25 protein-coding genes are annotated in these 23147 nt (G+C 42.1%); 20 read left to right on the top strand and 5 right to left on the bottom strand.

What is annotated here, in order from left to right; genetic code table 11:
* Positions 1-33: 33 nt before the first annotated feature.
* From H605_RS0113820 to H605_RS0113795, 6 genes are all read left to right on the top strand, one after another.
* Positions 34-996: a siderophore ABC transporter substrate-binding protein gene (locus H605_RS0113820; RefSeq protein ID WP_029054772.1), complete on the top strand. Its 963-nt coding sequence runs from the start codon at positions 34-36 to the stop codon at positions 994-996.
* A 598-nt stretch (positions 997-1594) separates the two neighbouring features.
* Positions 1595-2737 (top strand): MFS transporter, encoded by a 1143-nt coding sequence (locus tag H605_RS0113815; RefSeq protein ID WP_198040356.1) that lies wholly within the window; start codon positions 1595-1597, stop codon positions 2735-2737.
* Positions 2738-2845: 108 nt separating this feature from the next.
* Positions 2846-3508, top strand: a complete 663-nt coding sequence (locus H605_RS0113810) for a uracil-DNA glycosylase (RefSeq protein ID WP_029054770.1) — start codon at positions 2846-2848, stop codon at positions 3506-3508.
* Between the two features lie 20 nt (positions 3509-3528).
* Positions 3529-5265 carry an ABC transporter ATP-binding protein gene (locus H605_RS0113805; RefSeq protein ID WP_029054769.1) on the top strand — a complete coding sequence of 579 codons (1737 nt, stop codon included), beginning with the start codon at positions 3529-3531 and terminating at the stop codon, positions 5263-5265.
* Positions 5266-5286: 21 nt separating this feature from the next.
* Positions 5287-5883, top strand: coding sequence for a DNA-3-methyladenine glycosylase (locus H605_RS0113800; protein WP_029054768.1), 597 nt, complete (start codon positions 5287-5289; stop codon positions 5881-5883).
* A gap of 51 nt (positions 5884-5934) precedes the next feature.
* Positions 5935-6984 carry a YkvI family membrane protein gene (locus H605_RS0113795; RefSeq protein ID WP_029054767.1) on the top strand — a complete coding sequence of 350 codons (1050 nt, stop codon included), beginning with the start codon at positions 5935-5937 and terminating at the stop codon, positions 6982-6984.
* 44 nt (positions 6985-7028) lie between these two features.
* Here the strand turns inward: H605_RS0113795 and hmpA are convergent, their stop codons facing one another.
* Positions 7029-8240 (bottom strand): NO-inducible flavohemoprotein, encoded by a 1212-nt coding sequence (hmpA, locus tag H605_RS0113790; protein WP_420804873.1) that lies wholly within the window; start codon positions 8238-8240, stop codon positions 7029-7031.
* Positions 8241-8430: 190 nt separating this feature from the next.
* Here hmpA and H605_RS0113785 point away from each other — a divergent pair, with 190 nt between their 5' ends.
* Both H605_RS0113785 and H605_RS0113780 read left to right on the top strand, forming a co-directional pair.
* Positions 8431-8877: an RrF2 family transcriptional regulator gene (locus tag H605_RS0113785; protein WP_029054765.1), complete on the top strand. Its 447-nt coding sequence runs from the start codon at positions 8431-8433 to the stop codon at positions 8875-8877.
* A gap of 53 nt (positions 8878-8930) precedes the next feature.
* Entirely contained in the window at positions 8931-9857 is a 927-nt protein-coding gene (locus tag H605_RS0113780) for a manganese-dependent inorganic pyrophosphatase (RefSeq protein WP_029054764.1), read from the top strand.
* Between the two features lie 50 nt (positions 9858-9907).
* Here H605_RS0113780 and H605_RS0113775 read toward each other — a convergent pair whose 3' ends face one another.
* On the bottom strand, positions 9908-11287 hold the full coding sequence (locus H605_RS0113775) for an FAD-dependent oxidoreductase (protein WP_029054763.1): 1380 nt from the start codon (positions 11285-11287) through the stop codon (positions 9908-9910).
* 99 nt (positions 11288-11386) lie between these two features.
* Between H605_RS0113775 and H605_RS0113770 the strand changes: the two genes are divergently transcribed.
* Entirely contained in the window at positions 11387-12097 is a 711-nt protein-coding gene (locus H605_RS0113770; RefSeq protein WP_029054762.1) for a DsbA family oxidoreductase, read from the top strand.
* Positions 12098-12244: 147 nt separating this feature from the next.
* Here the strand turns inward: H605_RS0113770 and H605_RS0113765 are convergent, their stop codons facing one another.
* Positions 12245-12760, bottom strand: a complete 516-nt coding sequence (locus H605_RS0113765; RefSeq protein ID WP_037562101.1) for a YceI family protein — start codon at positions 12758-12760, stop codon at positions 12245-12247.
* Between the two features lie 166 nt (positions 12761-12926).
* On the opposite strand from H605_RS0113765, the gene murB reads away from it, so the two are divergent.
* Positions 12927-13847 (top strand): UDP-N-acetylmuramate dehydrogenase, encoded by a 921-nt coding sequence (gene murB, locus H605_RS0113760; RefSeq protein WP_029054760.1) that lies wholly within the window; start codon positions 12927-12929, stop codon positions 13845-13847.
* Positions 13848-14093: 246 nt separating this feature from the next.
* On the opposite strand, the gene H605_RS0113755 is transcribed toward murB, so the two are convergent.
* On the bottom strand, positions 14094-14768 hold the full coding sequence (locus H605_RS0113755) for an adenine nucleotide alpha hydrolase family protein (protein ID WP_029054759.1): 675 nt from the start codon (positions 14766-14768) through the stop codon (positions 14094-14096).
* A 295-nt stretch (positions 14769-15063) separates the two neighbouring features.
* Here H605_RS0113755 and H605_RS0113750 point away from each other — a divergent pair, with 295 nt between their 5' ends.
* The 9 genes from H605_RS0113750 to H605_RS0113710 all read left to right on the top strand — a co-directional run bounded on the left by H605_RS0113750 (position 15064) and on the right by H605_RS0113710 (position 22430).
* Positions 15064-17478, top strand: coding sequence for a Na+/H+ antiporter subunit A (locus H605_RS0113750; protein ID WP_029054758.1), 2415 nt, complete (start codon positions 15064-15066; stop codon positions 17476-17478).
* Positions 17465-17890 (top strand): Na(+)/H(+) antiporter subunit B, encoded by a 426-nt coding sequence (locus H605_RS0113745; RefSeq protein WP_029054757.1) that lies wholly within the window; start codon positions 17465-17467, stop codon positions 17888-17890. Before H605_RS0113750 ends, H605_RS0113745 begins: the two co-directional genes overlap by 14 nt.
* Positions 17890-18222: a Na(+)/H(+) antiporter subunit C gene (locus H605_RS0113740; protein ID WP_029054756.1), complete on the top strand. Its 333-nt coding sequence runs from the start codon at positions 17890-17892 to the stop codon at positions 18220-18222. The genes H605_RS0113745 and H605_RS0113740 overlap by 1 nt, the downstream gene beginning before the upstream one ends.
* Positions 18215-19699: a Na+/H+ antiporter subunit D gene (locus H605_RS0113735; protein ID WP_029054755.1), complete on the top strand. Its 1485-nt coding sequence runs from the start codon at positions 18215-18217 to the stop codon at positions 19697-19699. Before H605_RS0113740 ends, H605_RS0113735 begins: the two co-directional genes overlap by 8 nt.
* Positions 19700-19714: 15 nt before the next feature.
* On the top strand, positions 19715-20197 hold the full coding sequence (locus tag H605_RS0113730) for a Na+/H+ antiporter subunit E (RefSeq protein WP_029054754.1): 483 nt from the start codon (positions 19715-19717) through the stop codon (positions 20195-20197).
* Entirely contained in the window at positions 20194-20478 is a 285-nt protein-coding gene (locus tag H605_RS0113725; protein ID WP_029054753.1) for a Na(+)/H(+) antiporter subunit F1, read from the top strand. Before H605_RS0113730 ends, H605_RS0113725 begins: the two co-directional genes overlap by 4 nt.
* A complete protein-coding gene (mnhG, locus tag H605_RS0113720) occupies positions 20456-20824 on the top strand; it encodes a monovalent cation/H(+) antiporter subunit G (RefSeq protein ID WP_029054752.1) in 369 nt (122 codons plus the stop codon). Before H605_RS0113725 ends, mnhG begins: the two co-directional genes overlap by 23 nt.
* A gap of 97 nt (positions 20825-20921) precedes the next feature.
* The gene (locus tag H605_RS0113715; RefSeq protein ID WP_029054751.1) at positions 20922-21284 is read left to right on the top strand and encodes an ArsR/SmtB family transcription factor; all 363 of its coding nucleotides are present in this window, start codon (positions 20922-20924) and stop codon (positions 21282-21284) included.
* 48 nt (positions 21285-21332) lie between these two features.
* Positions 21333-22430, top strand: coding sequence for a GNAT family N-acetyltransferase (locus tag H605_RS0113710; protein ID WP_029054750.1), 1098 nt, complete (start codon positions 21333-21335; stop codon positions 22428-22430).
* A 31-nt stretch (positions 22431-22461) separates the two neighbouring features.
* On the opposite strand, the gene H605_RS19015 is transcribed toward H605_RS0113710, so the two are convergent.
* On the bottom strand, positions 22462-22617 hold the full coding sequence (locus H605_RS19015; protein WP_143560758.1) for a lmo0937 family membrane protein: 156 nt from the start codon (positions 22615-22617) through the stop codon (positions 22462-22464).
* 119 nt (positions 22618-22736) lie between these two features.
* On the opposite strand from H605_RS19015, the gene mntR reads away from it, so the two are divergent.
* Positions 22737-23144 (top strand): transcriptional regulator MntR, encoded by a 408-nt coding sequence (mntR, locus tag H605_RS0113700; protein WP_029054749.1) that lies wholly within the window; start codon positions 22737-22739, stop codon positions 23142-23144.
* The last annotated feature ends 3 nt before the right edge of the window (positions 23145-23147 follow it).

Genomic DNA, 23147 nt, shown 5'->3' with positions numbered 1-23147 from the left:
AATAAATTATACAAAGTGAGGAATTATACTAAAATGAAGAAACTTACCCTTTCCCTATTTGCATTAATCTTAATGCTTGCACTAGCTGCTTGTGGCGGTGCGAAAGACGAAGAAAAACCTGCAGACAATGCAAAACCTGAAGACAAGCCAGCTGAAGAAAGCAAAGAAGTAACGATTACACATGAACTTGGTGAAACAACACTTGAAAAGAACCCTGAAAAGGTAGTAGTTTTTGACTTTGGAACATTGGATACATTGGATGAGCTAGGAATTGAAGTAGCAGGTCTTCCACAATCAAACGTACCTGGTTACCTTTCTAAATACGAAGATGAGAAATATGAAAATCTTGGTAGTTTGAAAGAGCCTGACTTTGAAGCAATCAATGCAATGAAACCAGACGTGATCTTCATCTCTGGACGTCAAACAGACTTGTATGATCAGTTATCTGAAATCGCTCCAACCATCTTCATGGGTGTTGATACAGCTAACTACATGGAATCTTTCAAAGAGAACATGGGTAAAATCGCTACAATCTTCGATAAAGAAGATGAGATGAACACTGAATTAGCAGAAGTAGATGCAAGCATCGAAGAAATCAAAACTAAAACTGAAGGTATCGACAGCAATGCATTAATTATCCTAGCAACTGAAGGAAAAGTAAGTGCATACGGCCCAAGCTCACGTTTCGGACTAGTGCATGACGTATTTGGTTTTGAGCCCGCTGACGAAAAAATAGAAGTTTCTACACATGGACAAAACATTACATTTGAATACATCTTAGAAACAAACCCAGATATCCTCTTCGTGATCGACCGCGACGCAGCAATCGGTAACGGCGCAACGGCGAAAGATTCTGTTGAAAACGATCTTGTGAAGAAAACAAACGCATTCAAGAACGACAAAATGGTTTATTTGAACGGTGAATATTGGTACCTATCTGGTGGCGGACTTCAATCAATCAAAGAAATGATCAAAGAAGTGGAAGCTGGACTATAAGAACGAATGAAATCCCGGGAGACTCTGTCTTCTGGGATTTTTGTATGTTCATTTATTGGTTTTTTACTCTAATTCGTTGGGGAGCGCTCATTCAACTTGAACGAGCGCTCTATCATGTTGTTTGTTCGCTCATAGCCACAGTCTAACCGCTCAATCTAGTCCCGTATCCGCTCATAGTAGCAGCCAAACCGCTCAATCCAGTCGCGTATCCGCTCATAGTAGCAGTCCACCCGCTCAATCCAGCCTCGAATCCGCTCATAGCCACAGCCTAACCGCTCAATCCATTCTCGTATCCGCTCATAGCCGCAGTCCACCCGCTCAATCCAGCCTCGAATCCGCTCATAGCCAAAGCCTAACCGCTCAATCCAATCCCGAATCCGCTCAAACCCACAACCCACCCGCTCTATCATCACCCGCGAAACGCACAACCACCACCACTAAAAATACCCAAAAAACAATACTAGTCAAATGCAACTTAAAAGTGCTATAATGACAACTGTAAAGACACCTAAAGATTGCACGATAGAAAGGTAGAAGCCCCGTGAAAAAGAAAGAAATATCACGAAATAAATTATTAGGCATAGCAGGTACAGGCTGGATGTTCGACGCGATGGATGTGGGAATCCTGTCATTCGTCATTGCTGCATTAGCTGTAGAGTGGAATCTGACTTCGACTGAGATGGGCTGGATCGGTAGTGTTAACTCGATCGGTATGGCGATAGGTGCATTCGGATTCGGTTTATTGGCCGATCGAATTGGACGTAAGCAAGTATTTATGATGACATTGGTTTTATTTTCAGTTGCGAGTGGCTTATCCGCTTTGACGACGACATTATGGGCGTTTTTAGCCTTGCGTTTCTTAGTGGGAGCAGGGTTAGGGGGAGAGTTGCCTGTTGCCTCTACATTAGTTTCAGAAAGCGTATCCGCAAAAGAGCGGGGACGTGTGGTCGTGTTACTGGAAAGCTTCTGGGCAGCGGGCTGGCTTATAGCGGCTTTAATAGCATATTTTATTATCCCAGAATTCGGCTGGAGAATTGCTCTGATCATTACGGCACTACCGGCATTTTATGCGATTTACATTCGACGTAATTTACCGGACTCCAAGAAATTCGAAGAGCAAGAAAAAACATCGCAAACGACTGGACAGAAACTAAAGCAACTACTGGCTCCGACATTTAGAAAACGGACAATCATGTTGTGGATTGTATGGTTTGCTGTGGTTTTCTCGTATTACGGCATGTTCCTTTGGCTACCGAGCGTTATGGTGATCAAAGGTTTTAGTCTAATTAAAAGTTTTGGCTATGTATTATTGATGACACTAGCGCAGTTGCCAGGCTATTTCAGTGCCGCGTGGCTAATCGAGCGCATAGGACGTAAATTTGTCCTCGCTACCTATTTATTCGGAACGGCACTAAGTGCTCTAGCTTTTGGCAATGCGGAGACATTGACTACATTGATGGTAGCCGGTGCGTTTCTATCCTTCTTTAACTTGGGGGCATGGGGAGCACTCTACGCTTATTCACCCGAACAATATCCTACCGCGATCCGAGCGACAGGCTCTGGGGTTGCAGCTGCAGTTGGACGTGTGGGAGGAATTTTTGGACCACTTCTCGTTGGTTCATTGTTAACGGCAGGATACGGTTTCGGAGTAGTCTTTGGTATATTCTGCGCAGCTATTATGGTAGGAGTACTAGCTGTTATTTTCCTGGGAACAGAAACAAAACAAACGGAGTTAACATAGTATAAAGTTAGTCGTTTCCATTTCACTGAAATGGGAGCGGCTTTTTCGATGGTTAACATTTTTTATTCGCCAGGGAAACCTTTATAATTACAGAAAGGAGTGGATACGATGTTTCGTGTACCAGATGAAATTGCGCGTGTAGCTTTAGAACGTAGCGAAGGATTTCCAGTAGAAGGCTTTGTTCACGGAGAAGGTCCGAAATCACCGACGCTCTTACTCGTTGGAGAAGCGCCGGGAGAACATGAAGCGATACATGGTATTCCGTTCATTGGCCGTGCAGGTGACGAATTAATGAAATCCCTTGCATTGATCGGGCTAACACGTGAAGATGTCTATATGACGAGTTCGTTCCGCAGTAGACCATACAAATGGGGGACGAAGAAAGAACGGGATGGTAGTTTGACGGAGCGTAAGTATAATCGACCACCCACACAAAAAGAACAATTGGCCCATGCGCTCATCCTCGATTTTGAAGTAGCTAATCTTCAACCGAAGCTCATCGTAACATTGGGCAATATCGGGTTGCAGCGATTGCTAGGAAAACATGCGAAGGTTACGGCTCTTCATGGACAAATATTGACGCAACCTGTGCAATATTTAGCGGAATTAGAAGATAAACAATATAGTTTAACGGATGAATCATACACTATAATACCGACGTTCCATCCAGCTTCAGTGTTTTATCGTCCATCCCTTAGACCTGATTTGGAGGCCGATTGGCATCGCATTGGTGAATATCTTCAAAGGCAAATGCAACATCCGTTTGAATGAGATAGAAAAGAGGAAACACCATGAATGATCAAGTAAAACCTAAAGGATCCGTAAAAAACTTTATGAGTCTGGTCAAGACATTGCGCTGGCCAGTTGCTGTGACAATCTTTGCACTGGTGCTATCTCTCGTTGAAACAGCCGCAGGACTAGCTGTGCCGTTGATTACCAAAGATTTAGTGGACTCCTTCACAAGTGAATTATTGAACTGGAAAACGGGCGTTTTTCTGCTCGTTTTATTCGTAGTGCAAGCAATTGCTGGAGGTTTCTCCTATTACATGTTGGCCTTTATTGGTGAGACGGTAGTGGCGGATTTACGTAATCAATTATGGCAAAAAGTATTGCGTTTACCTGTGCCATATTTTGATCGAAATGAAACGGGCGAAACGATGAGTCGCATTACACAAGATACGACTGTATTAAAATCACTTGTTTCAGAGCATCTAGTATCGTTCATCTCGGGTATGATCTCAATTATTGGAGCGGTCATTATTCTATTGGTGCTCGATTGGAAAATGACGATTATCCTGTTAATTAGTGTGCCTGTTAGTATGGCGATCTTGTATCCGCTTGGACGTTTAATGCACAAGGTAGCGAAAGCGACACAGGCTGAAATGGCAAAGTTCTCGGGACATCTCGGCCGTGTACTTGGAGATATCCGGTTAGTGAAAGCATATCGCGCAGAATCTACTGAAGGGGAGAAAGGCAAAGTAGCCATTCAATCGCTATTTCGATATGGGCTGAAAGAAGCAAAAATACAGGCTGTTATTTCACCTATCATGATGTTGACAATGATGGGTATCTTAGTAGTGATTCTCGGATATGGAGGAGCACAAGTTGCAAAAGGTGCATTATCTGCAGGAACGTTAGTTGCAATTATTTTCTTGCTATTTCAGATCATCGTACCGTTCGCGCAAATGGCTCAATTTTTCACTTCATTCCAAAAAGCAGTAGGGGCGACAGAAAGAATTCAAGGCATTCTGCGGATGGATTCAGAGTCCGCAGACGGTGAACGTACATCGAAAACAGAAGGAGCCATCGTATTTTCAAATGTTCATTTTTCATATGAAGAGGGGAAGAATGTAGTGAACGGAATTTCATTCACTGCAGAGCGAGGAACTGTAACGGCATTCGTCGGACCAAGCGGTGGAGGAAAGACCACAATCTTTTCATTGATGGAGAGATTTTATCAACCGACTTCTGGAGAAATACGGCTTGGAGCAGATCCGATTCAGATGATTCCGTTATCGGATTGGCGCCGGCGTATAGGCTACGTCTCACAGGAAAGCCCGTTATTGAGTGGAACAATCTTAGATAACATTGCGTACGGTCTTGAAAAGAGACCACCTCTTGAACAAGTTATTGAAGCGGCAAAAGCGGCCAATGCGTATACATTCATAAAAGATATGCCGGATCAATTCGATACGATGGTGGGAGAGCGCGGTATGAAGTTGTCAGGTGGTCAGCGTCAACGTATTGCAATCGCGCGTGCATTATTGCATAACCCAGAGATTTTATTATTGGATGAAGCGACGTCGAATTTAGATAGCGGATCGGAAACGCATGTCCAAGAAGCATTGCGCCACTTGATGCAAGGTAGAACTACGCTTATTATTGCACACCGATTGGCAACTGTACTGCATGCAGATCAATTACTCTTTTTAGAGAATGGTCAGATTACCGGTAGAGGAAATCACACCGAACTATTGAAAACACATAAACTCTATCGTGAGTTTGCAGAAGGTCAAGGATTGGCATGAGAACGGAAAGGAGAAGATTGTATGTATGAACCGATTGATTCATCTTTCTTCAATGTACCTGTACTAGAGCTTGCCCGTAATTTGGTCGGTCAATATATTGTCCATGAGGAACCCGAAGGACTATCAGTGGTTAGAATTGTGGAAACTGAAGCGTATCATGGAGCTGAGGACCGTGCTGCGCATAGTTATGGTAATCGTAGAACAAAGCGTACAGAAATTATGTTCGGTAAGCCGGGTTCCGTCTATACATATCAAATGCACACGCACACACTAATGAATGTGGTCTGTGCACAAGAGGGGACACCGCATGCTGTATTACTGCGAGCAGGTGAACCAATAGAAGGAGTACGTCATATGCAACAACGTCGTGGCATACACATTAAGAAAGAGACCGATCTTACAAATGGACCCGGGAAGCTCTCCAAAGCTCTTGGCGTGACGATGTCATACTACGGCCATCATTGGACACAGAAGCCTCTCTATATAGCAGAAGGCTTGCCTCAGGCTGAAATAGAAACGGGTCCTCGGGTCGGGATTGGCAACACTGGTGAAGCCGTGCATTATCCTTGGCGTTTCTTTGAAAAAGACAACCCATTCGTCTCTAAATATAGAAAATAGATGAATGAACATCTCGAATTTGCTTGGTTACAGAGAAGAATAGGGGAAATTATGAAGAAAATATTGAAAATGGGCAGTGCATTTATTGGGATTATCGTAGGGGCGGGATTTGCTTCCGGTAATGAAATTATGACGTATTTTACGAGTTTCGGTTACTTAGGCATGATTGGCGCAGTGATTTGTACGGCGCTGTTCGCTTACTTAGGAATGACATTAACGCGTCTTGGAAGTCGAATGCGAACACCTTCACACAAAGACGTAATCTACAAAATCAGTGGGCGCTATTTAGGTGTAATAGTGGATGGTATTATCATCTTTACATTATTTGGCGTGGGTGTGGTGATGCTGGCGGGTGCCGGTGCTAACTTACATCAGCAATTTGGCTTACCGACATTTGTAGGCAGTTTGCTTATGATGATTTTAGTGTTCTTGACGATATTATTAAACGTAGATAAAGTAGTTGCTGTAATAGGGAGTATAACACCCTTTTTAATTATTACAGTAGTTGTCGTATCTGTTTACAGTATCGTCACGATGGATACAACATTCGCGGTTCTAGACCCTGTCGCACAAGCATTGCCTACGACATTGCCTAACTGGTTCATATCTGCCATTAACTATGTGTCATTTAATATTGCGGTAGGTGCTTCGATGGCAATTGTTATGGGCGGTGCGGAAAGAGATGAAAAGATTGCAGCACGAGGTGGATTCGTAGGTGGTCTTGGATTAGGTATTTTAATACTGTTAAGTCACTTGGCGATTTTTTCACAGGTGGAAAATGTTGCAGGAGCAGATTTGCCGATGCTTGCAATTATCAATAATATTTCACCGATCTTTGCAATCTTCATGGCAGTTATTTTATACGGTATGATCTTCAATACAGCGGTCAGTATGTTCTATGCGTTTGGTGCTCGATTCATCCAAAGTGGAACGATGAAATTTAAGTTATTCATAGCATTTTCATTAGTAATTGGCTATGCATTGAGCTTTTTTGGATTCACGAAATTGGTCAATACACTATATCCGGTCGTCGGTTATTTAGGTCTATTTTTAGTAGCTGCACTCATTATGTCTTCAATCCGTATGCCTAATAAAGTATAAAAATACCCCCGCGAATTATTCACATTCGCGGGGGTTGTTTATGGTTAAACAGATTGTAATTGAAGTGCTACAGCTGGGCCGAAGAATTCGAAGTGAATTTTATCTTCTGGAATTCCCATTGCGTGAAGTTGTTGAATAACGAACTCCATGAAACCAGTTGGTCCACATACATAGACATCACTGTCTGCAATAACGTTTTCTTCTAAGAACTGACGTGTGAACATGCCGTCTCCCTCTTCTGAATATAGAGCTTTGTACGTAGAGTTTGGCAGTTTTGCATTTATATGCTCTAATTTATTCGCAAATGCTTGTTGACTACGTGTACGTGCAGAGTGCAAGAATGCTACTTCACGTTCTGGAGACAAGTCTGCAATAGTTGAATACATAGCTTTCATTGGTGTAATACCAACCCCACCGCTGATTAAAGTAACAGGTGCTGTGCCAGTAGGATCTAAGTAGAAGTCGCCTGCTGGAGCACTTACTTCGATGATGTCGCCTACACTTGCATTTTCATGCAAGTAGCAAGAAACTACGCCGTTTGGTGTTAATGTATCTTCACGTTTAACTGAGATACGGAAAGTCTCGTCATTTGATTTTTGAGACAAGCTGTACTGACGGTTGACAATATTTTTTGCGCCTGGGATTTCCAAACGAATCGTAATGTATTGTCCCGGTAAATAGTATGGCAATTTTTTGCCATCAACAGGTTTTAAGTAGAATGAAGTAATGACATCACTTTCTTCTACTTTGTCGACGATCTCGAAGTCTTTGAATAAGTGCCATCCGCCATCGGCTTTTTCTGTATTCTCATACATATCTTTTTCTACACCGATGAATGCGCCAGCGATTACACCGTAAGCGGCTTCCCATGCATCCATAATTTCAGGAGTCGCTGCATCACCAAGTACTTCTTTGATAGCTTTTAACAGATACTCTCCGACAATTGGATAATGTTCCGGCAAGATTCCAAGAGATACGTGCTTGTGCGCGATTTGTACAACAACCGGTAGAATGGCTTCTAGGTTATCGATATGTTGCGCAGCTGCGTATACTGTGTTTGCAAGAGCTGTCTGCTGACGTCCTTGCGACTGATTAGCGTGGTTGAAAATGTCTAGTAATTCCGGATGAGCCACGAACATATTTTTGTAGAACGCCGTAGTAATGGCTGTTCCGTGTTCCTCTAGTACTGGTACTGTGGATTTGATAATGTCGATAGTTTTTTGATCTAACATTGTGAATACACAACCTCTCCGTATTTGATATCTCTATCATAAATCATTTAGAATCTAAAAGATATATTTAAAATACATGTTTAAAAATAAAATGTGAATGTTGTCACATTCTATTCAAAAAGTAGCTAAGCTTATAAGTGTAACGCTCAGTGTCAATCAATGATTTTTCGATTGAAAATGCTATAATAAGGTGAGAGTAGAAAGTGGTGATATTATGCGTTTAACGATGTATACAGATTATTCGCTGCGTGTTCTGATTTTTTTAGCTTCCAAGCAATCGGATGAACTATCTACAGTTCAAGAAATCTCGGATGCTTATCAAATCTCGAAAAATCACCTCACCAAAATAGTCCATGAGTTAGGAAAACTGGAACTGATTGTAACCACTCGTGGTCGTGGTGGTGGAATCCGTCTCAGTGTAGATCCACATAGCATAAATGTAGGCGAACTAGTTCGAAAAACAGAAGACGATTTTCACTTAGTCGAATGTTTTGATCCGAGTAAAAATATGTGTGTGTTGTCTCAAGCCTGCCAGCTAAGAGGTGTATTATACGAAGCGCTTCAAGCTTACTTTGAAGTGCTAGACCGTTACACGATTGCAGATTTCCTTCATAATAAGGAAGAAATACAATCTTTACTATTTCCCACTAGTCAATCTTGAATAGTGTGGTAGAATATAGTCAGTAAACATAGTGAAATAGGAGGAATTAACAAATGTCAAAAGTGTTAGTTATTGGGCATAAAAACCCGGATACCGATTCCATTGCATCTGCGATTACGTATGCTTATCTTAAACAACAAATCGGAGTGGATGCAGAAGCTGTTCGTCTAGGTAATATTACAAAAGAAACAGCGTATGCGCTTGAAACTTTCGGTTTTGAAGCACCACGCTTAATTGAAAAAGCGGCACCTGAGACATCTCAAGTCATCTTAGTCGATCATAATGAGAAACAACAAAGTGTGGATGACTTGGATGATGTACAAGTGTTGGAAGTGATTGATCATCACCGTATCGCGAACTTCCAGACAAACGATCCATTGTATTATCGTGCGGAGCCAGTAGGCTGTACGGCAACGATTTTGAACAAATTATTCAAAGAGCATGGCGTTGAAATTCCAAAGAACATTGCGGGCTTAATGCTTTCTGCGATCGTATCAGATTCATTATTATTCAAATCACCAACATTTACAGATCAAGACCAGGCAGCAGCTGAAGAACTGGCTGCAATTGCAGAAGTAGATGCTGCTGTTTACGGTTTGGACATGTTGAAAGCTGGAGCGGACTTAAGCTCGGTATCTGTAAAGGATTTAGCTAATCTGGATTCGAAGGAATTTATTTTCGGCGATGTGAAAATGGTAATTGCACAAGTAAATGCAGTAGACTTGCAAGATATCCTTGGCCGACAAGATGAACTGGAAGCGGAATTAAATAATGTAATCAAGCAAAAAGAGCTAGACTTATTCCTGTTTGTTGTGACGGATATCATCAATAGCGATTCCGTAATCATTGCACTCGGAAAAGAAGCTGAACGTGCAGGATCTGCATTTAATGTAGCGTTCAATAATAATACGGCTTTGTTAAAAGGTATCGTTTCACGTAAGAAGCAAATTGTACCTGTATTGACTGAAGCACTTTCATAAACACCAGACTGTCACGGAAATCGGTAGCCCGATCTTCTGTGACAGTTTTTTTATCCTAAATCTAGGGGTTGTGTGGCAGGACCTTCCAACACGGTTCCATCTGCACGAAAACGGGATCCGTGACATGGACAGTCCCACGTTTGGTCTCCTTTATTCCAGCGGGTACGGCACCCCATATGCGTACAGATCGGCGAGTCGGTCCGGGCGATATGTCCTCCGGCAAATTCCTTTACGGTACGTCCAGCTAATAGTAGAGCACGGCTGGATAAAGAGCCGAAATCTGTTCTGCTAGGAGAAAATAATTCGCTTGCGGCATTCGATCGACCGACAATCGCATCCGAGATGATTTCCGCACAAGCTAAGGAATTAGATAGTCCCCATTTCCGATAGCCTGTACTAATATAGACGTCTGGCGACGAGTTTGAAATAGCTCCTGCATAAGGCACCAAATCAGGTGTGGACGGATCCTGAGCCGACCATTTGTAGACAACATCGGGATGCCCCAATGTCGTTTTAATATCCTCTGTCAAGCTGTCGTAATGAAGTTGTGTTTCTTTTTCCGAGCCCGCAGGATGAGATTGAGCGCATAGTAATAAGTAAGACTGGTCATCGATTGTCGCTGTCCGTATCGAGCGCTTCGGCTCATCTACCGAGATAAATTGATGATCAAATGGAGTCTCCGTTTTTGCCGCAGCAATATAGGAGCGCTCGACGTCCAGTTTAAGAATTTGCATGCCTTCTAGGGCCTCAATTGGATAATGTGAGCAGATAACTAGTTGTCGATAACTGACTACTTTAGATGAAGAGAGTTTGACAAAATGACGATCAGTATCCAATGCCGCTACTTGTGCATGTTCAAAGATGCGTGCACCTTCTTTCACAGCGAGCTGTGCTAATCGTTGTCCAAAACGCACTGGATGTATTTGTGCTTCGTCTTCAATCAGTAAAGTATGGGCTGTTTCAAAAGGTAAGTAGGAAGCACTGCCCGCAAGTATAAAAGGAATCCCAATCGCTTCATATGCCTTTTTCTCTGCCAGTAATCGTTCTGTACCTTCTGCCGTTTGGGAATATAGCGCGGAGTGTGCGGTTTGCAGCTGGTCTGACTCTGCAATGGATCGCGCAAAATCAACAGCTTGTTCATTTACATCGAAATATTGTTTTGCGCTCTCTACACCAAACTGTTCGATCATGTCCGCATATACCAAGTCATGTTGGGCAGTTAATTTACCTGTAGAATTTCCGGTTGCTCCATGCAACAAACTATTTTTCTCAAGCAACACAACGCTCTTTCCTTGCTTAGCCAAAAAATAAGCATTTGCTATCCCGCTCAGTCCGCCTCCTATGATTAATACATCGCAAGTTACATCATCATCTACTGTTGGATAGGTAGACTTCGGATAAGCGGTGGCAAGCCATAGAGATTCATTCATTCCGACACCTCATTCTGTATAATTATATAATCCAAGCATTAACATTGTTGCCAACTTTACTTGAATCTAAAATAGAGAATAGAAAGGTGGGGCAAAAAAATGAAAATTGAAGTATGGTCAGATTATGTTTGTCCGTTTTGCTATATTGGAAAAAGACGTTTAGAGCATGCCTTGAAACAATTAAGGCTGGAAGAAAAGTCGGAGGTTATATTCAAGGCGTATCAGCTAGATCCGAATACACCAGTAGCTTCAGACCAATCGGTAGTGGAAAGGTTAGCAGGAAAGTACAATGTCAGCAAAACAGAAGCGAAAAACATGCTGAATAATATAGAAGAGCAAGCAAAATCGGTTGATCTTCACTATCAAGTGGATAAAATGAAAACGTCTAATACGCTGGATGCACATCGTCTATCGAAATTCGCGGAGAAGCACGGTGTGGAAAAGGAAGTAACAGAGCGTCTCTTGCATGGCTACTTCGTGGAGGGAGAGCGCATTGATACGGAAGAAGTACTCGTAGCGATCGCGACAGAAGCTGGATTAGATGCAAAGAAAACTAGTGAGATGCTTCATAGTAATAATTTCGAGGATGAAGTAAAAATTGATATCAAAGAAGCGCAGGAAATTGGTGTCCAAGGCGTGCCATTCTTCGTAATTAATCGTAAATATGCTATAAGTGGAGCGCAGCCTACAGAGGCATTTGTTGAAGCGCTTGAAAAAATAGCTGAAGAAGAGGGTATGGCCAAACCTAAGTTACAAGTACTTGGTACAAATGATGGTGGGCAGTGTGATGATGAGACTTGTGATATCTAAATAATTGAGCTGTTTTATAGGACTGAAGAAAACTCTATAGAATTACGAGGCGTTTCGTCTTCAGTCTTTTATTTCATTTTGAAACAGTACGTTAGTGAATTGTTAATAGGGCACTTTCGTTACGAACGTCAATTCACGATGCTCCCGTTATTTTTCACCTTTGCAAATTACAACCGACATCTTAATATTTATCACCTCTCCAACCATCACACCGCCAGCTTCGATTGCCCGATTCCACATTAATCCGAAATCTTTTCGTTTGATCTCACCCTCAACAAAATATGTAGCTCCGAATACAGTCACTTCTTGAGGAGTGATGCAAAATATTGCTCTTTTGGTCGTATGTTTAACAGTCAAGTCTCCGGACATTTGATATCTACCGTCTGTATCGTTATAAATTGCACGAGAAGAGAATGTCATTTCAGGGAAAGTTTCAGCATCAAAAAAGTCCACCGAGCATAGATGTAGATCACGGTCTCTATTCTTTGTCTGGATTGAAGCGACGATTACTTGAAAACTAATCTTGGTTTTCGTCAGATCGGCTATGTTTCCTTGTAATTCTCCTGAAAATTCTTCAAACGTTCCCGTGACAGTTGATACCATCATATGTGGAACGGAAAAGCCGACAGTGGACGCACTCTTATCTACCTTCCATGTATTCACTTTCACTCCTCCTAATGGAAATTTAGTTAGCTAAACTGTAATTGAAAAAAGGTTGAAAGTCAAAATGAAAAACCTTGTCAAAAAGACGGATTGCAAGCATACTAATAGATGGATAAGATTGTTTCCGTAAAACTGGGGACACGTATACTGAAAGGACTTGATGTAGATGTCAAAACATCGATGGTTTGAAGATCTTCAAAAGAATATACAAAGCGGTTGGTTATTACTTGATGAGCCACTAAACAAATATACGAAAACACGTCTAGGTGGTAAAGCAGATGTTGTCGCGGCGCCTGGCACAATAGAAGAAGTGCAAGCCGTTGTTAGCTATGCTTTTACTAATGAAATTCCGATTTTATTACTGGGGAACGGTTCGAATATGGTCGTTCGTGACGGTGGTGTTCGTGGGATTGTAATGTATATGGCAAACCTCAACAATATTAAGATTGATGGTAATAGAATGATAGCGGAAGCTGGCGCGAATATTATTGACGCTTCCAAACAAGCGGCAATAGCTTGTTTAACTGGTCTGGAGTTTGCTTGTGGAATACCGGGTTCAATTGGCGGTGCAATGGCAATGAACGCTGGAGCGTACGGTGGAGAAATTAAAGATATTATTCATCATGCGACTGTAATGGATACTACTGGAAAAATTTTCGTGCTTTCAAAAGATGAATTAGAACTAGGATATCGTAAAAGCATTATTACTACAGAAGGCTACTATGTCCTATCTGCAGAATTCTGGCTCACTCAAGGTGAACAGTGTGATATCGATGCGGCAGTTGCCGACTTAACGTTCCAACGTGAATCCAAACAGCCACTTGAATATCCATCGGCAGGTAGTGTGTTCAAACGTCCGCCGGGCTATTTCGCTGGAAAATTGATCCAGGATAGCGGCTTGCAGGGTAAAGGGTTTGGTGGAGCAGAAGTGTCTACTAAACACGCGGGGTTCATCGTCAATAAAAATAATGCCACGGCGGCAGATTATATTCAGACGATTGAGATGGTCAAAGCGGAAGTGAAGAAGAATTTCGGTATTGATCTGGAGATGGAAGTGAAGATTGTAGGGGAAGAACTTTCTGAATAACAGAGGCGATAGAAATTGTCTGCGAAGTCATTATTTTCATGACCTCTCGGGATAACTCTTTTTTTTGATGTGAAAAGTTGGATATAGAGGCTGGCAGGGTGTTGGTGGTGAGGATTAGAACTACGGAGGGGACGCTTTCATTCCCCTCGTACTTACCACGTAACTCCCATTGTATAAATTCTTGGATCTTGAACTTACATACATACAAAAAGAGAGATGCCCCGTTCCGGGACATCTCTCGTAGTGTTAATTTTGTATCTTGCATTGAATCTTACTTGAGTCGAGCACTTGGTCGTCTTCTATTTGCACTTGGCATATCTTACTATTCTGCATGAACTTAAAAACCCCGTTGTTGAAGTCGGTCCCAATTTCCTTAAAGAAGATTCCTTCATATTGGGCGTGCTTCGAAAGCGTGAAGTTGATACGGAAGCTATCTCCATCTGGAATTAAATACGCGCGTACGCCTTTTTCAAACGATCCTTCTGTCTCACTCTTTATCGCCCGATCAACTGACACGACATGGAAATCAACAAATGGAATTTCTCTCAACAAGACGTTCATGAAAGAGCCTTTTGTTATTTCCTCCCAGCGACTTTGCGCGGTTTGTCCGATGATGATTTGTGTAATGCCGTATTGGTGAGCCACTTCTTTAATCACTTTTGCGGTTGGGCGCTTTTCATCGTCGCGAATAATGAACGCTTCCACGTCTAATTCTTCCGCAAGCTCTTTCCAACGATCAATATACTCAGACTTATCCACGTCGAAATCATCGAGTGGCGCAGGATCAACGGTCAAGATATAGAGCGGACAATCCATGATGGTTGCAATTTTATATCCTCTATTAATGAGACGTTCACCATTTGGACCGTAATACACACAAACGAGAATTCCCTCGTCCATACGGCTTTTCATTTTGCCCATAATGACTCATCACCTCTTCGAATTCTATGAATTAGTACTAACTGGTTCAAACTTCAGGGGAATGCTTTCCGCTGCAATTCCGCCAGAGAACCTCATCCTATATAGGATTCCGAACTTGGCCTTACAGTATGCTGACCGCGCTTTTTATGCGGTTTTTGATAAAGTAGTGTATACTTTCGAGTAGAGATTGTACTCTACGCTTAGAGTCCCATTATGCATAACGTACTGTATACAGTCAAGAGGCTCTACGCATTCTATTGACACTTATAATCAATTGATTCTGGGAGGTGTTAGATTGATAACCGTCTTACTAGCAATATTCATTCCTTTTATAGCCGCGTGTTTAGTTCCGTTCATACACAAAATTTTGACTGGAAGACGGATTGGCTGGTTTGTAATTACCATTCCACTGTTCTTGTTTATCTTACTGATTCGTCTTGTTCCTTCGCTTTCGAATGGGGCGTCTTATTTATATACGTTTCCTTGGATACCTTCTGCAGATGTCTATTTTTCCACACATTTAGATGGATTGAGTATGATTTTTGCGTTGCTGATCACGGGAATCGGTAGTTTAGTTGTATTGTATTCAATCTACTACCTTTCTGAACGGGAAGCGATTGGTCGATTTTATACATATTTACTATTGTTCATGGGGGCTATGCTTGGTGTTGTATTATCCGATAACCTAATCGTCCTGTATGTATTCTGGGAATTGACGAGTATTTCTTCCTTCTTACTAATTGCCTTCTGGTATCACCGAAAACAGTCAAGATACGGAGCGAAGAAATCGATGTTGATTACCGTCACAGGCGGTATTTTCATGTTAGTTGGATTTTTAATGCTTTATACAATAACAGGAACGTTCAATTTACAGGAACTAATTTCTATGCGGGAAGTGATTGCAGCGGATTCACTGTTCATACCTGCCATGTTGCTTGTTTTGATTGGCGCGTTCACTAAGTCTGCTCAGTTTCCATTCCATATTTGGCTACCTGACGCGATGGAAGCACCTACGCCTGTCAGTGCCTACTTACACTCCGCCACGATGGTTAAAGCGGGTATTTATTTAGTAGCGCGGTTTACCCCAGTCTTCGCAGGTGATACCACATGGTTTTATGTCGTATCTTGTGTAGGGTTACTGACGATGTTGTGGGGATCGGTTAACGCGGTGAAGCAAACGGATCTGAAAGCGTTGCTCGCGTTCTCTACAGTGAGTCAACTGGGAATGATCATGAGCCTGCTTGGTATCGGCTCATTAGCATTTGCTTCTTCTGAAAGTACACAGATTGCGTTATTTACCGCCGCTACATTCGCTGCATTATTTCATTTGATTAACCATTCTACCTTCAAAGGATCTTTATTTATGGTCGTCGGTATTTTAGATCATGAGCTAGGAACACGTAATATTAAACGACTTGGTGGCTTGGCAACCATCATGCCTATCACATTTACCATTGCACTGATTGGCAGTTTTTCCATGGCAGGACTGCCGCCATTTAACGGCTTCTTAAGTAAGGAATTATTTTTTGAAGCAATGCTATCATTAAAAGAAGCCAATCTATTATCAATGGATTCGTTGGTCTTATTGTTCCCAATTATTGCGTGGGTCGGCAGTATATTCACATTCATTTATTGTATGATCATCGTGTTTCAGACGTTTTTCGGTAAAGTACACGCACCGGCTCCTGGACAACGACCTGCTCATGAAGCACCGATTCAAATGTTAATCTCACCTATGGTACTTGGTAGTCTAGTTGTACTTATTTTCATATTCCCGAATTTGCTCGGTACGTATATTTTAGGGCCAGCAATGAATGCGGTATATCCGCAATATGAGGGGATGCCTGGACTAGTACCGGAAATACACGTGTGGCATGGTTGGGAGATGCCAATCTTCATGACCATCGGTGTCATTATCATCGGAATCTTATTATATGGTTTATTACGTTACTGGAAATGGATTTACAGTGTAGGTTTTTTACAATGGACGCTTGATCGCTTATATAATGCATTGTTACAGCGAATAGAACGTGTAGCTTCTGTTGTGACAAAAACATATATGACCGGATCGGTACGAGATTATGTTGCGTATATCATGTTGTTTTTCATTGCGCTTGTCGGAATAGGCTTGCTAGGTTTCCAGCAGTTCATTTTCGACTTCTCAGATGATGCCGTGATTGAAATCAATGAAAGTATTATTATATTCGTGATGATGTGTTCCAGTGTAGCGATCTTATTTGCTAAATCTAGGATTACTGCCATTATTCTTAACGGAGTACTGGGCTATTCAATCGCCATTCTATTTGTCGTATTCCGTGCCCCGGATCTGGCGTTGACGCAAATAATTGTCGAGACGGTTACAACGGTGCTGTTTTTACTGTGCTTCTACTATTTACCGGAGTGGAAAAACGAGTATAAGTCCGTTTCTATGCGAATACGCAATGGACTGATCGCGGTTGCGTCCGGGGTAGCTGTTACCGTTATCGCTTTGCTTGTGCAAGGCCATTCCATGTATCCGTCTATTTCTATCTATTATGAGACAGCGTCACGGCTTGCAGGCGGCTTGAATGTAGTGAATACAATACTCGGTGACTTCCGTGCATTCGATACGATGCTTGAAGTACTGGTATTGTTCATCGCAGGTCTTGGCGTTTATTCATTAGTCAAGCTGCGTCGCAAGAAGGGGGTGGATCACCCTGAAGAAAAATGATGTGATCTTACAGACGGTGACGAAGATTGTGTTTTTCATCATCTTGACGTTTGGTGTGGAGCTGTTTATATCGGGACATAATAATCCGGGGGGCGGCTTCATTGGTGGACTTGTGCTCTCTTCTGCGTTTGTATTATTGTATTTAGTTTATGACATAGAAACGGTTCACCGGGGAACGCCGTTTGATTTTAAGCGGGTGGCGGCACTTGGCGTGTTGCTTGCGGTAGGTACAGGAATGTTGTCAATATTGTTTGGTGAGTCCTTTCTTTCACAGACGACATGGCTTGTAGATTTACCGGTTTTTGGTGAAACAGAACTTGGAACGATGACGATTTTCGAAGCGGGAGTCGCACTGACTGTCCTCGGTGTTGTCGTGACGATTATTTTGGGAATCAGTGAGGATGTGGAGTAATGGAGACATTAATTACCCTTCTGGTTGGTGTGCTAGTGGCAGTAGGCGTTTATTTACTCTTATCAAAAGAGATGTTGCGAATTATTTTAGGGACAGCAATCCTGTCGCATGCCATTCATTTATTATTATTGACGATGGGCGGATTAAAAAAAGGCGATGTGCCTTTGCTTACGGAGACAGCTGCGGAATATACAGACGCCCTCCCGCAAGCACTTATTCTGACGGCGATTGTCATCAGCTTCGCGGTGACGGCATTTTTACTCGTACTATCTTACCGTGTGTACCAAGAGTCTGGCCGTGGACCTAGATTGCGAGGGCGACAAGATGAATAATATATTGGTATTGCCTATGATCCTGCCTGTTTTGGTAGGTGTGATTTTAGTATTCTTACGTCCATATATTCGCGTGCAACGTGTGCTTAGTGTACTAACGACGATGGCTTCTGCTGCTGTAGCTGCCTATTGTCTCCATCACATTCATCTAAATGGCATCATGCGCTTAGACTTTGGAGATTGGTTACCGCCGCACGGTATTTTGTTTGTAGGCGATTCATTTGCGATGTTACTCGTACTGGTTGCATGCGCCGTTTCCAGTATTATTTTGCTATATGCATTCGCTACGACAGGGATTGAGACAGAGACGATGTTCTTCTATCCATTCATCCTGTTTTTGGTAGCAGGAGTCAATGGCTCATTTCTGACTGGCGATTTATTTAACCTATTTGTTTGTTTTGAAGTCATGTTACTAGCTTCCTATGTGCTGCTGACTCTTGGAGGACGCAAAACACAGTTAAAGGAAGGTATTACGTATGTATTGATTAATGTGTTAGCATCTTGGTTCTTTTTGTTGGGCATCGCGTATATATACGGTGTACTGGGTACGTTAAACATGGCACATATCGCTGTACGTGTAGCAGAAACGGGACAAGGACCGCTACTGACGTTGATCGCAATTATTTTCTTGATTGTCTTTAGTTTGAAAGCGGGCTTACTACTTTATTTCTGGTTGCCAGGTTCTTATTCAGCACCACCTACTGCGGTCGCTGCACTGTTTGGCGCATTACTGACGAAAGTCGGTATTTATGCGTTGTATCGCATGTTTACATTAATATTTATACATGATCCAGTTATTTATAAAATCATTGGCGTCTTAGCCATTGTCACAATGGTTGCGGGTTGTCTCGGAGCTATAGCCTATTCAGATATACGTCAGATTGTCTCGTATAATGTCATCATTTCCGTTGGCTTTGTGTTGACAGGTCTGGCAATTGCTACGAATATTGCTTTCCAAGGTGCGAGCTATTATTTGATTCACGACATGATTAGTAAGGCATTGCTGTTTCTATTGGCAGGTACTGTCGTATATTTGACGGGACGTTCGAAGTTCAATGAGATCAGCGGCCTGATCCGAAACTACCCGCTAGTCGGTTGGTTATTTTTCTTGACGATGCTTGCAATTGCCGGAATTCCGCCATTCAGCGGATTTATTGGAAAAGTATATATAGGGTTAGGTGCAATTGAGACGGGATCTTACGTGTTGCTCGCTGTGTCGTTTTTATCAAGTATTGGCGTATTATATTCACTTCTTCGTGTTTTCCTCAATAGTTTTTGGGGAGAAACGATAATTAGTGAAGATGATCAGAAGCCATTTCAAAAGAAAATCGGATTGCCACTCGTATTGCTTGCGGTACTCATAGTTGGATTAGGTATAGGTGCAGAACTGCTGTCACCTTATATTCAGGATGCAGCAGATACATTAGCAGATCCCAAACAGTATATACGCGCTGTGATAGGCGACGATTTAGAGTAGGGAGGGGGAGACGACATGCCATTACAGCTTCTGCTGAATTTATTTATCGCCTTTTTATGGATGACACTGATTGATGAAGATGAACTATTATTCACAACGTTTTTCATGGGATTTTTAGTCGGACTCGGCATTATATTTGTCATGAGCCGTTTTTTCGATACGCATTTCTATTTACGCAGAGTATATGCTTCCTGCAAGCTCTTGTTAATCTTTATCAGGGAACTGACGCAGTCGAGCATTGTGGTCATCTCCCAAATCGTGCGGCCTACACTGCGTATCAAGCCGGGAATCTTTAAATACGAGACTATCTTGACGAGTGATGTGGAAGTGACCATGCTGTCTATGCTACTTACCTTAACACCGGGATCAGTCGTGATGGAAGTATCCGCTGAGGGCAATGAGTTATATATTCACGCAATGGACGTCGAAGAATCGCGCGACGGATTGATTAAGCAACTGAAGAATTTTGAGAAAGCGATTATGGAGGTGACGCGATGATAGCAGGTATGCTGACAATATCGGTCATACTATTCGCATTGACTATTTTGGTGGCCGTCATCCGAATTATCCTAGGTCCTTCGCTTCCAGATCGTGTGGTGGCACTCGATGTAATCGGAGTAAATTTAATTGCTACAATTGCCGTCGTGTCGGTGATTTTAAATACAAAAGCATTTTTGGAAGCGATCTTGATTCTGGGTATTCTTTCTTTTATTGGGACGATCGCATTTTCCAAATTTATCGAGAGGGGGAAAATAGTTGAACGTAAGCGAGATCGGTGAATTTGTAGGAGCTTTATTAATTTTGACAGGTGCTATTGCAAGTATCTTGAGTGTCTTTGGATTAATCCGCTTACCGGATGTCTACACTCGGTCACACGCTGCGACGAAAAGTTCGACACTAGCAGTATTATTGACACTATCCGGTGCGTTCGTCTATTTTCTTTTCTCCGAAAACTTTATCAGTGTACGGTTGCTTCTCGGTATTGGCTTTGTTTTTTTGACAGCACCAGTTGCTGGCCATGTAATTATCCGTGCTGCTTATCGATCGAAAGTGAAGCTAGCCGATATTTCTACGGAAGATGAATTATATGAAAAAATTCACGGAGAACATACAGATAAAATGTAGCAATGGTTGATTCAAATGAACATTAGAGTCAATTGATTTTTCAACTTCTTATCTATATAATTACCGTAATCTATAGTCGAATGAATGGGGTGAGAAAGTGGTAAATCAAGATGCTTGTGAAGTAACCATAGTGCACGAAGATGTAGTTCGTAAAATTCGGAAAGAGCTTCCTGATGTAACGGAGATGGTACAAATATTCAAAGCATTGGCTGATGAAACACGTTTAAGAATTGCTTATTCACTAACATTGGAATCGGAAATGTGCGTCTGTGATGTAGCGGCAGTGATTCAATCTTCATCTGCTACCGCTTCCCATCATTTACGTTACTTGCGGGATCATTCATTAGCTAAATCAGAAAGACGTGGAAAAATGGTATACTACTCTTTAGCAGACGAACATGTTGCGGACTTAGTGAAAATTGCATACGAACATGCAATTGAAGCACAGCAAAAGATGTAATATCACGTCAGGCGCTTGCATACGGGCAGACATGATGGAGGAGTTTTAATGCGCTTACAAGAATGGACGATAGAAGAACAAGATTTGCTTATTCAGTTTATGACGACAAACTCATGGCCTTATCACGATAGTAGTCAGCCAGGTCGCGAATTGCTTGAAAAGTCGATTGAAGAAGGCGGTTATGCATCGGATGATGTAAAGACGTTCTGGATCGAGAATAGTGAAAATGAAAAAGTGGGAATCGTAAAAGTCTATGATTTACAAGAAGATGTCCCATTATTTGACTTGCGGATTGCCGATGATTTCAGGGGTTATGGTTATGGTTCGCGGGCGCTAAAAAAACTTACGCAATACGTGTTTGAATTACCGGAGCATAAAATTCGTATAGAAGGACATACGCGTCACGACAATGCAGCCATGCGTAAAGCTTTCGAGCGAGCTGGTTTTGTAAAGGAAGCGCATTTGCGCCAAGCGTGGTTCCTTCCAAAAGAAAATACGTATTATGATGCGGTAACATATGGAATGACGAGAGAAGATTATGAGGCGGGTACGACAACGCCTGTGCACTGGGAAGATCGGGAACGTTATGTAAAGAGCATACCTGGTTTCAAAGAGCAGCTACAATCTGAACGGCTACATATTCGAGCGCCTGAATTAAATGACTCGATGGATGTTTGGGGTGCGGTATCACATTCAATGCCTACGTTGCGAAAGTGGACTGGGTGGGCGCAGAAGGAAATAACAATTGAATCAACAGAAGAATATGTTCGTCAATCAGTTTCGGAATTCATCGGCAGAAAATCTTTGAACTTTCATCTGTTTTTAAAGGAAACAGGTGAATTTATTGGTTGCGCTGGTTTCCATCGTATCGATTGGAACATTCGTAAATTTGAAGTAGAGTATTGGCTGGACACGAAGTTTGAAGGCGAAGGCTATATGACAGAAGCGATCAAAGAGCTTGTGAAGTTTGCATTTACAGATCTATCGGCTACGCGGGTAGAATTTCTTTGTGACGAGAATCACAGTAAAGGTCGTGCAGTTGCAAAACGAACAAGTTTTGAACTGGAAGGGATTTTACGTAAAAATGCTCCTTCTGCGAATGGGCAAGACTTACGCAACACATGTGTGTATGCGATCGTTACCTAATCACAAAAGGAGCACTATAAACTAGTTTTCACTATATCGAACGTCTACCAGTTATTAATTGAATGACAAAGATAATGCCGGCAATTACTAAAAGTGTGTGGATTAAGCCACCGCCAATATTTGCTACTAAACCAATTACCCATAATGCTAGTAGAACTACAATAACAAGCCATAATATACGACCCATAGCGAATCAACTCCTTTTCATTATTATCTGCTATGTAAGTAATTTACCCATGCTTTCAAATCTTAAACTTTAAAGATAGTAATTCGTAGATGTTGACTGTCAAATGAGGAGGCGATAGTTTGGCTACACCGAGTATGGAAGATTATATTGAACAAATTTATTTACAATTAGAAGCGAGAGGTGAAGCGCGTGTGTCCGACGTGGCAGAGGCACTTTCTGTGCTTCCTTCATCTGTAACTAAAATGGCTCAGCGCCTGGATCGTGAAGGCTATGTGCACTATGAGCGATACCGGGGGTTGGCATTAACAGACCGTGGTTTGCGTTTTGGTAAAAAACTTGTGCATCGCCATGAATTACTAGAGCAATTTCTGCGTATCATTGGTGTGGAAGAAGAAAATATCTACGGAGACGTAGAAGGGATTGAACATCACCTAAGTTGGAATGCGATGGATCGTATTACTGATCTAGTGGAGACGCTCGAGTCTGATCCTGAATTCGTAAAAAAATTAAAAAGTAAAGCACTCTAGAAA

The organism is Sporosarcina ureae DSM 2281, from assembly GCF_000425545.1.
Classification (GTDB): domain Bacteria; phylum Bacillota; class Bacilli; order Bacillales_A; family Planococcaceae; genus Sporosarcina; species Sporosarcina ureae.
The sequence above is the reverse complement of the archived record's forward strand: the minus strand, read 5'-3'. Positions and strand labels throughout refer to the sequence as shown.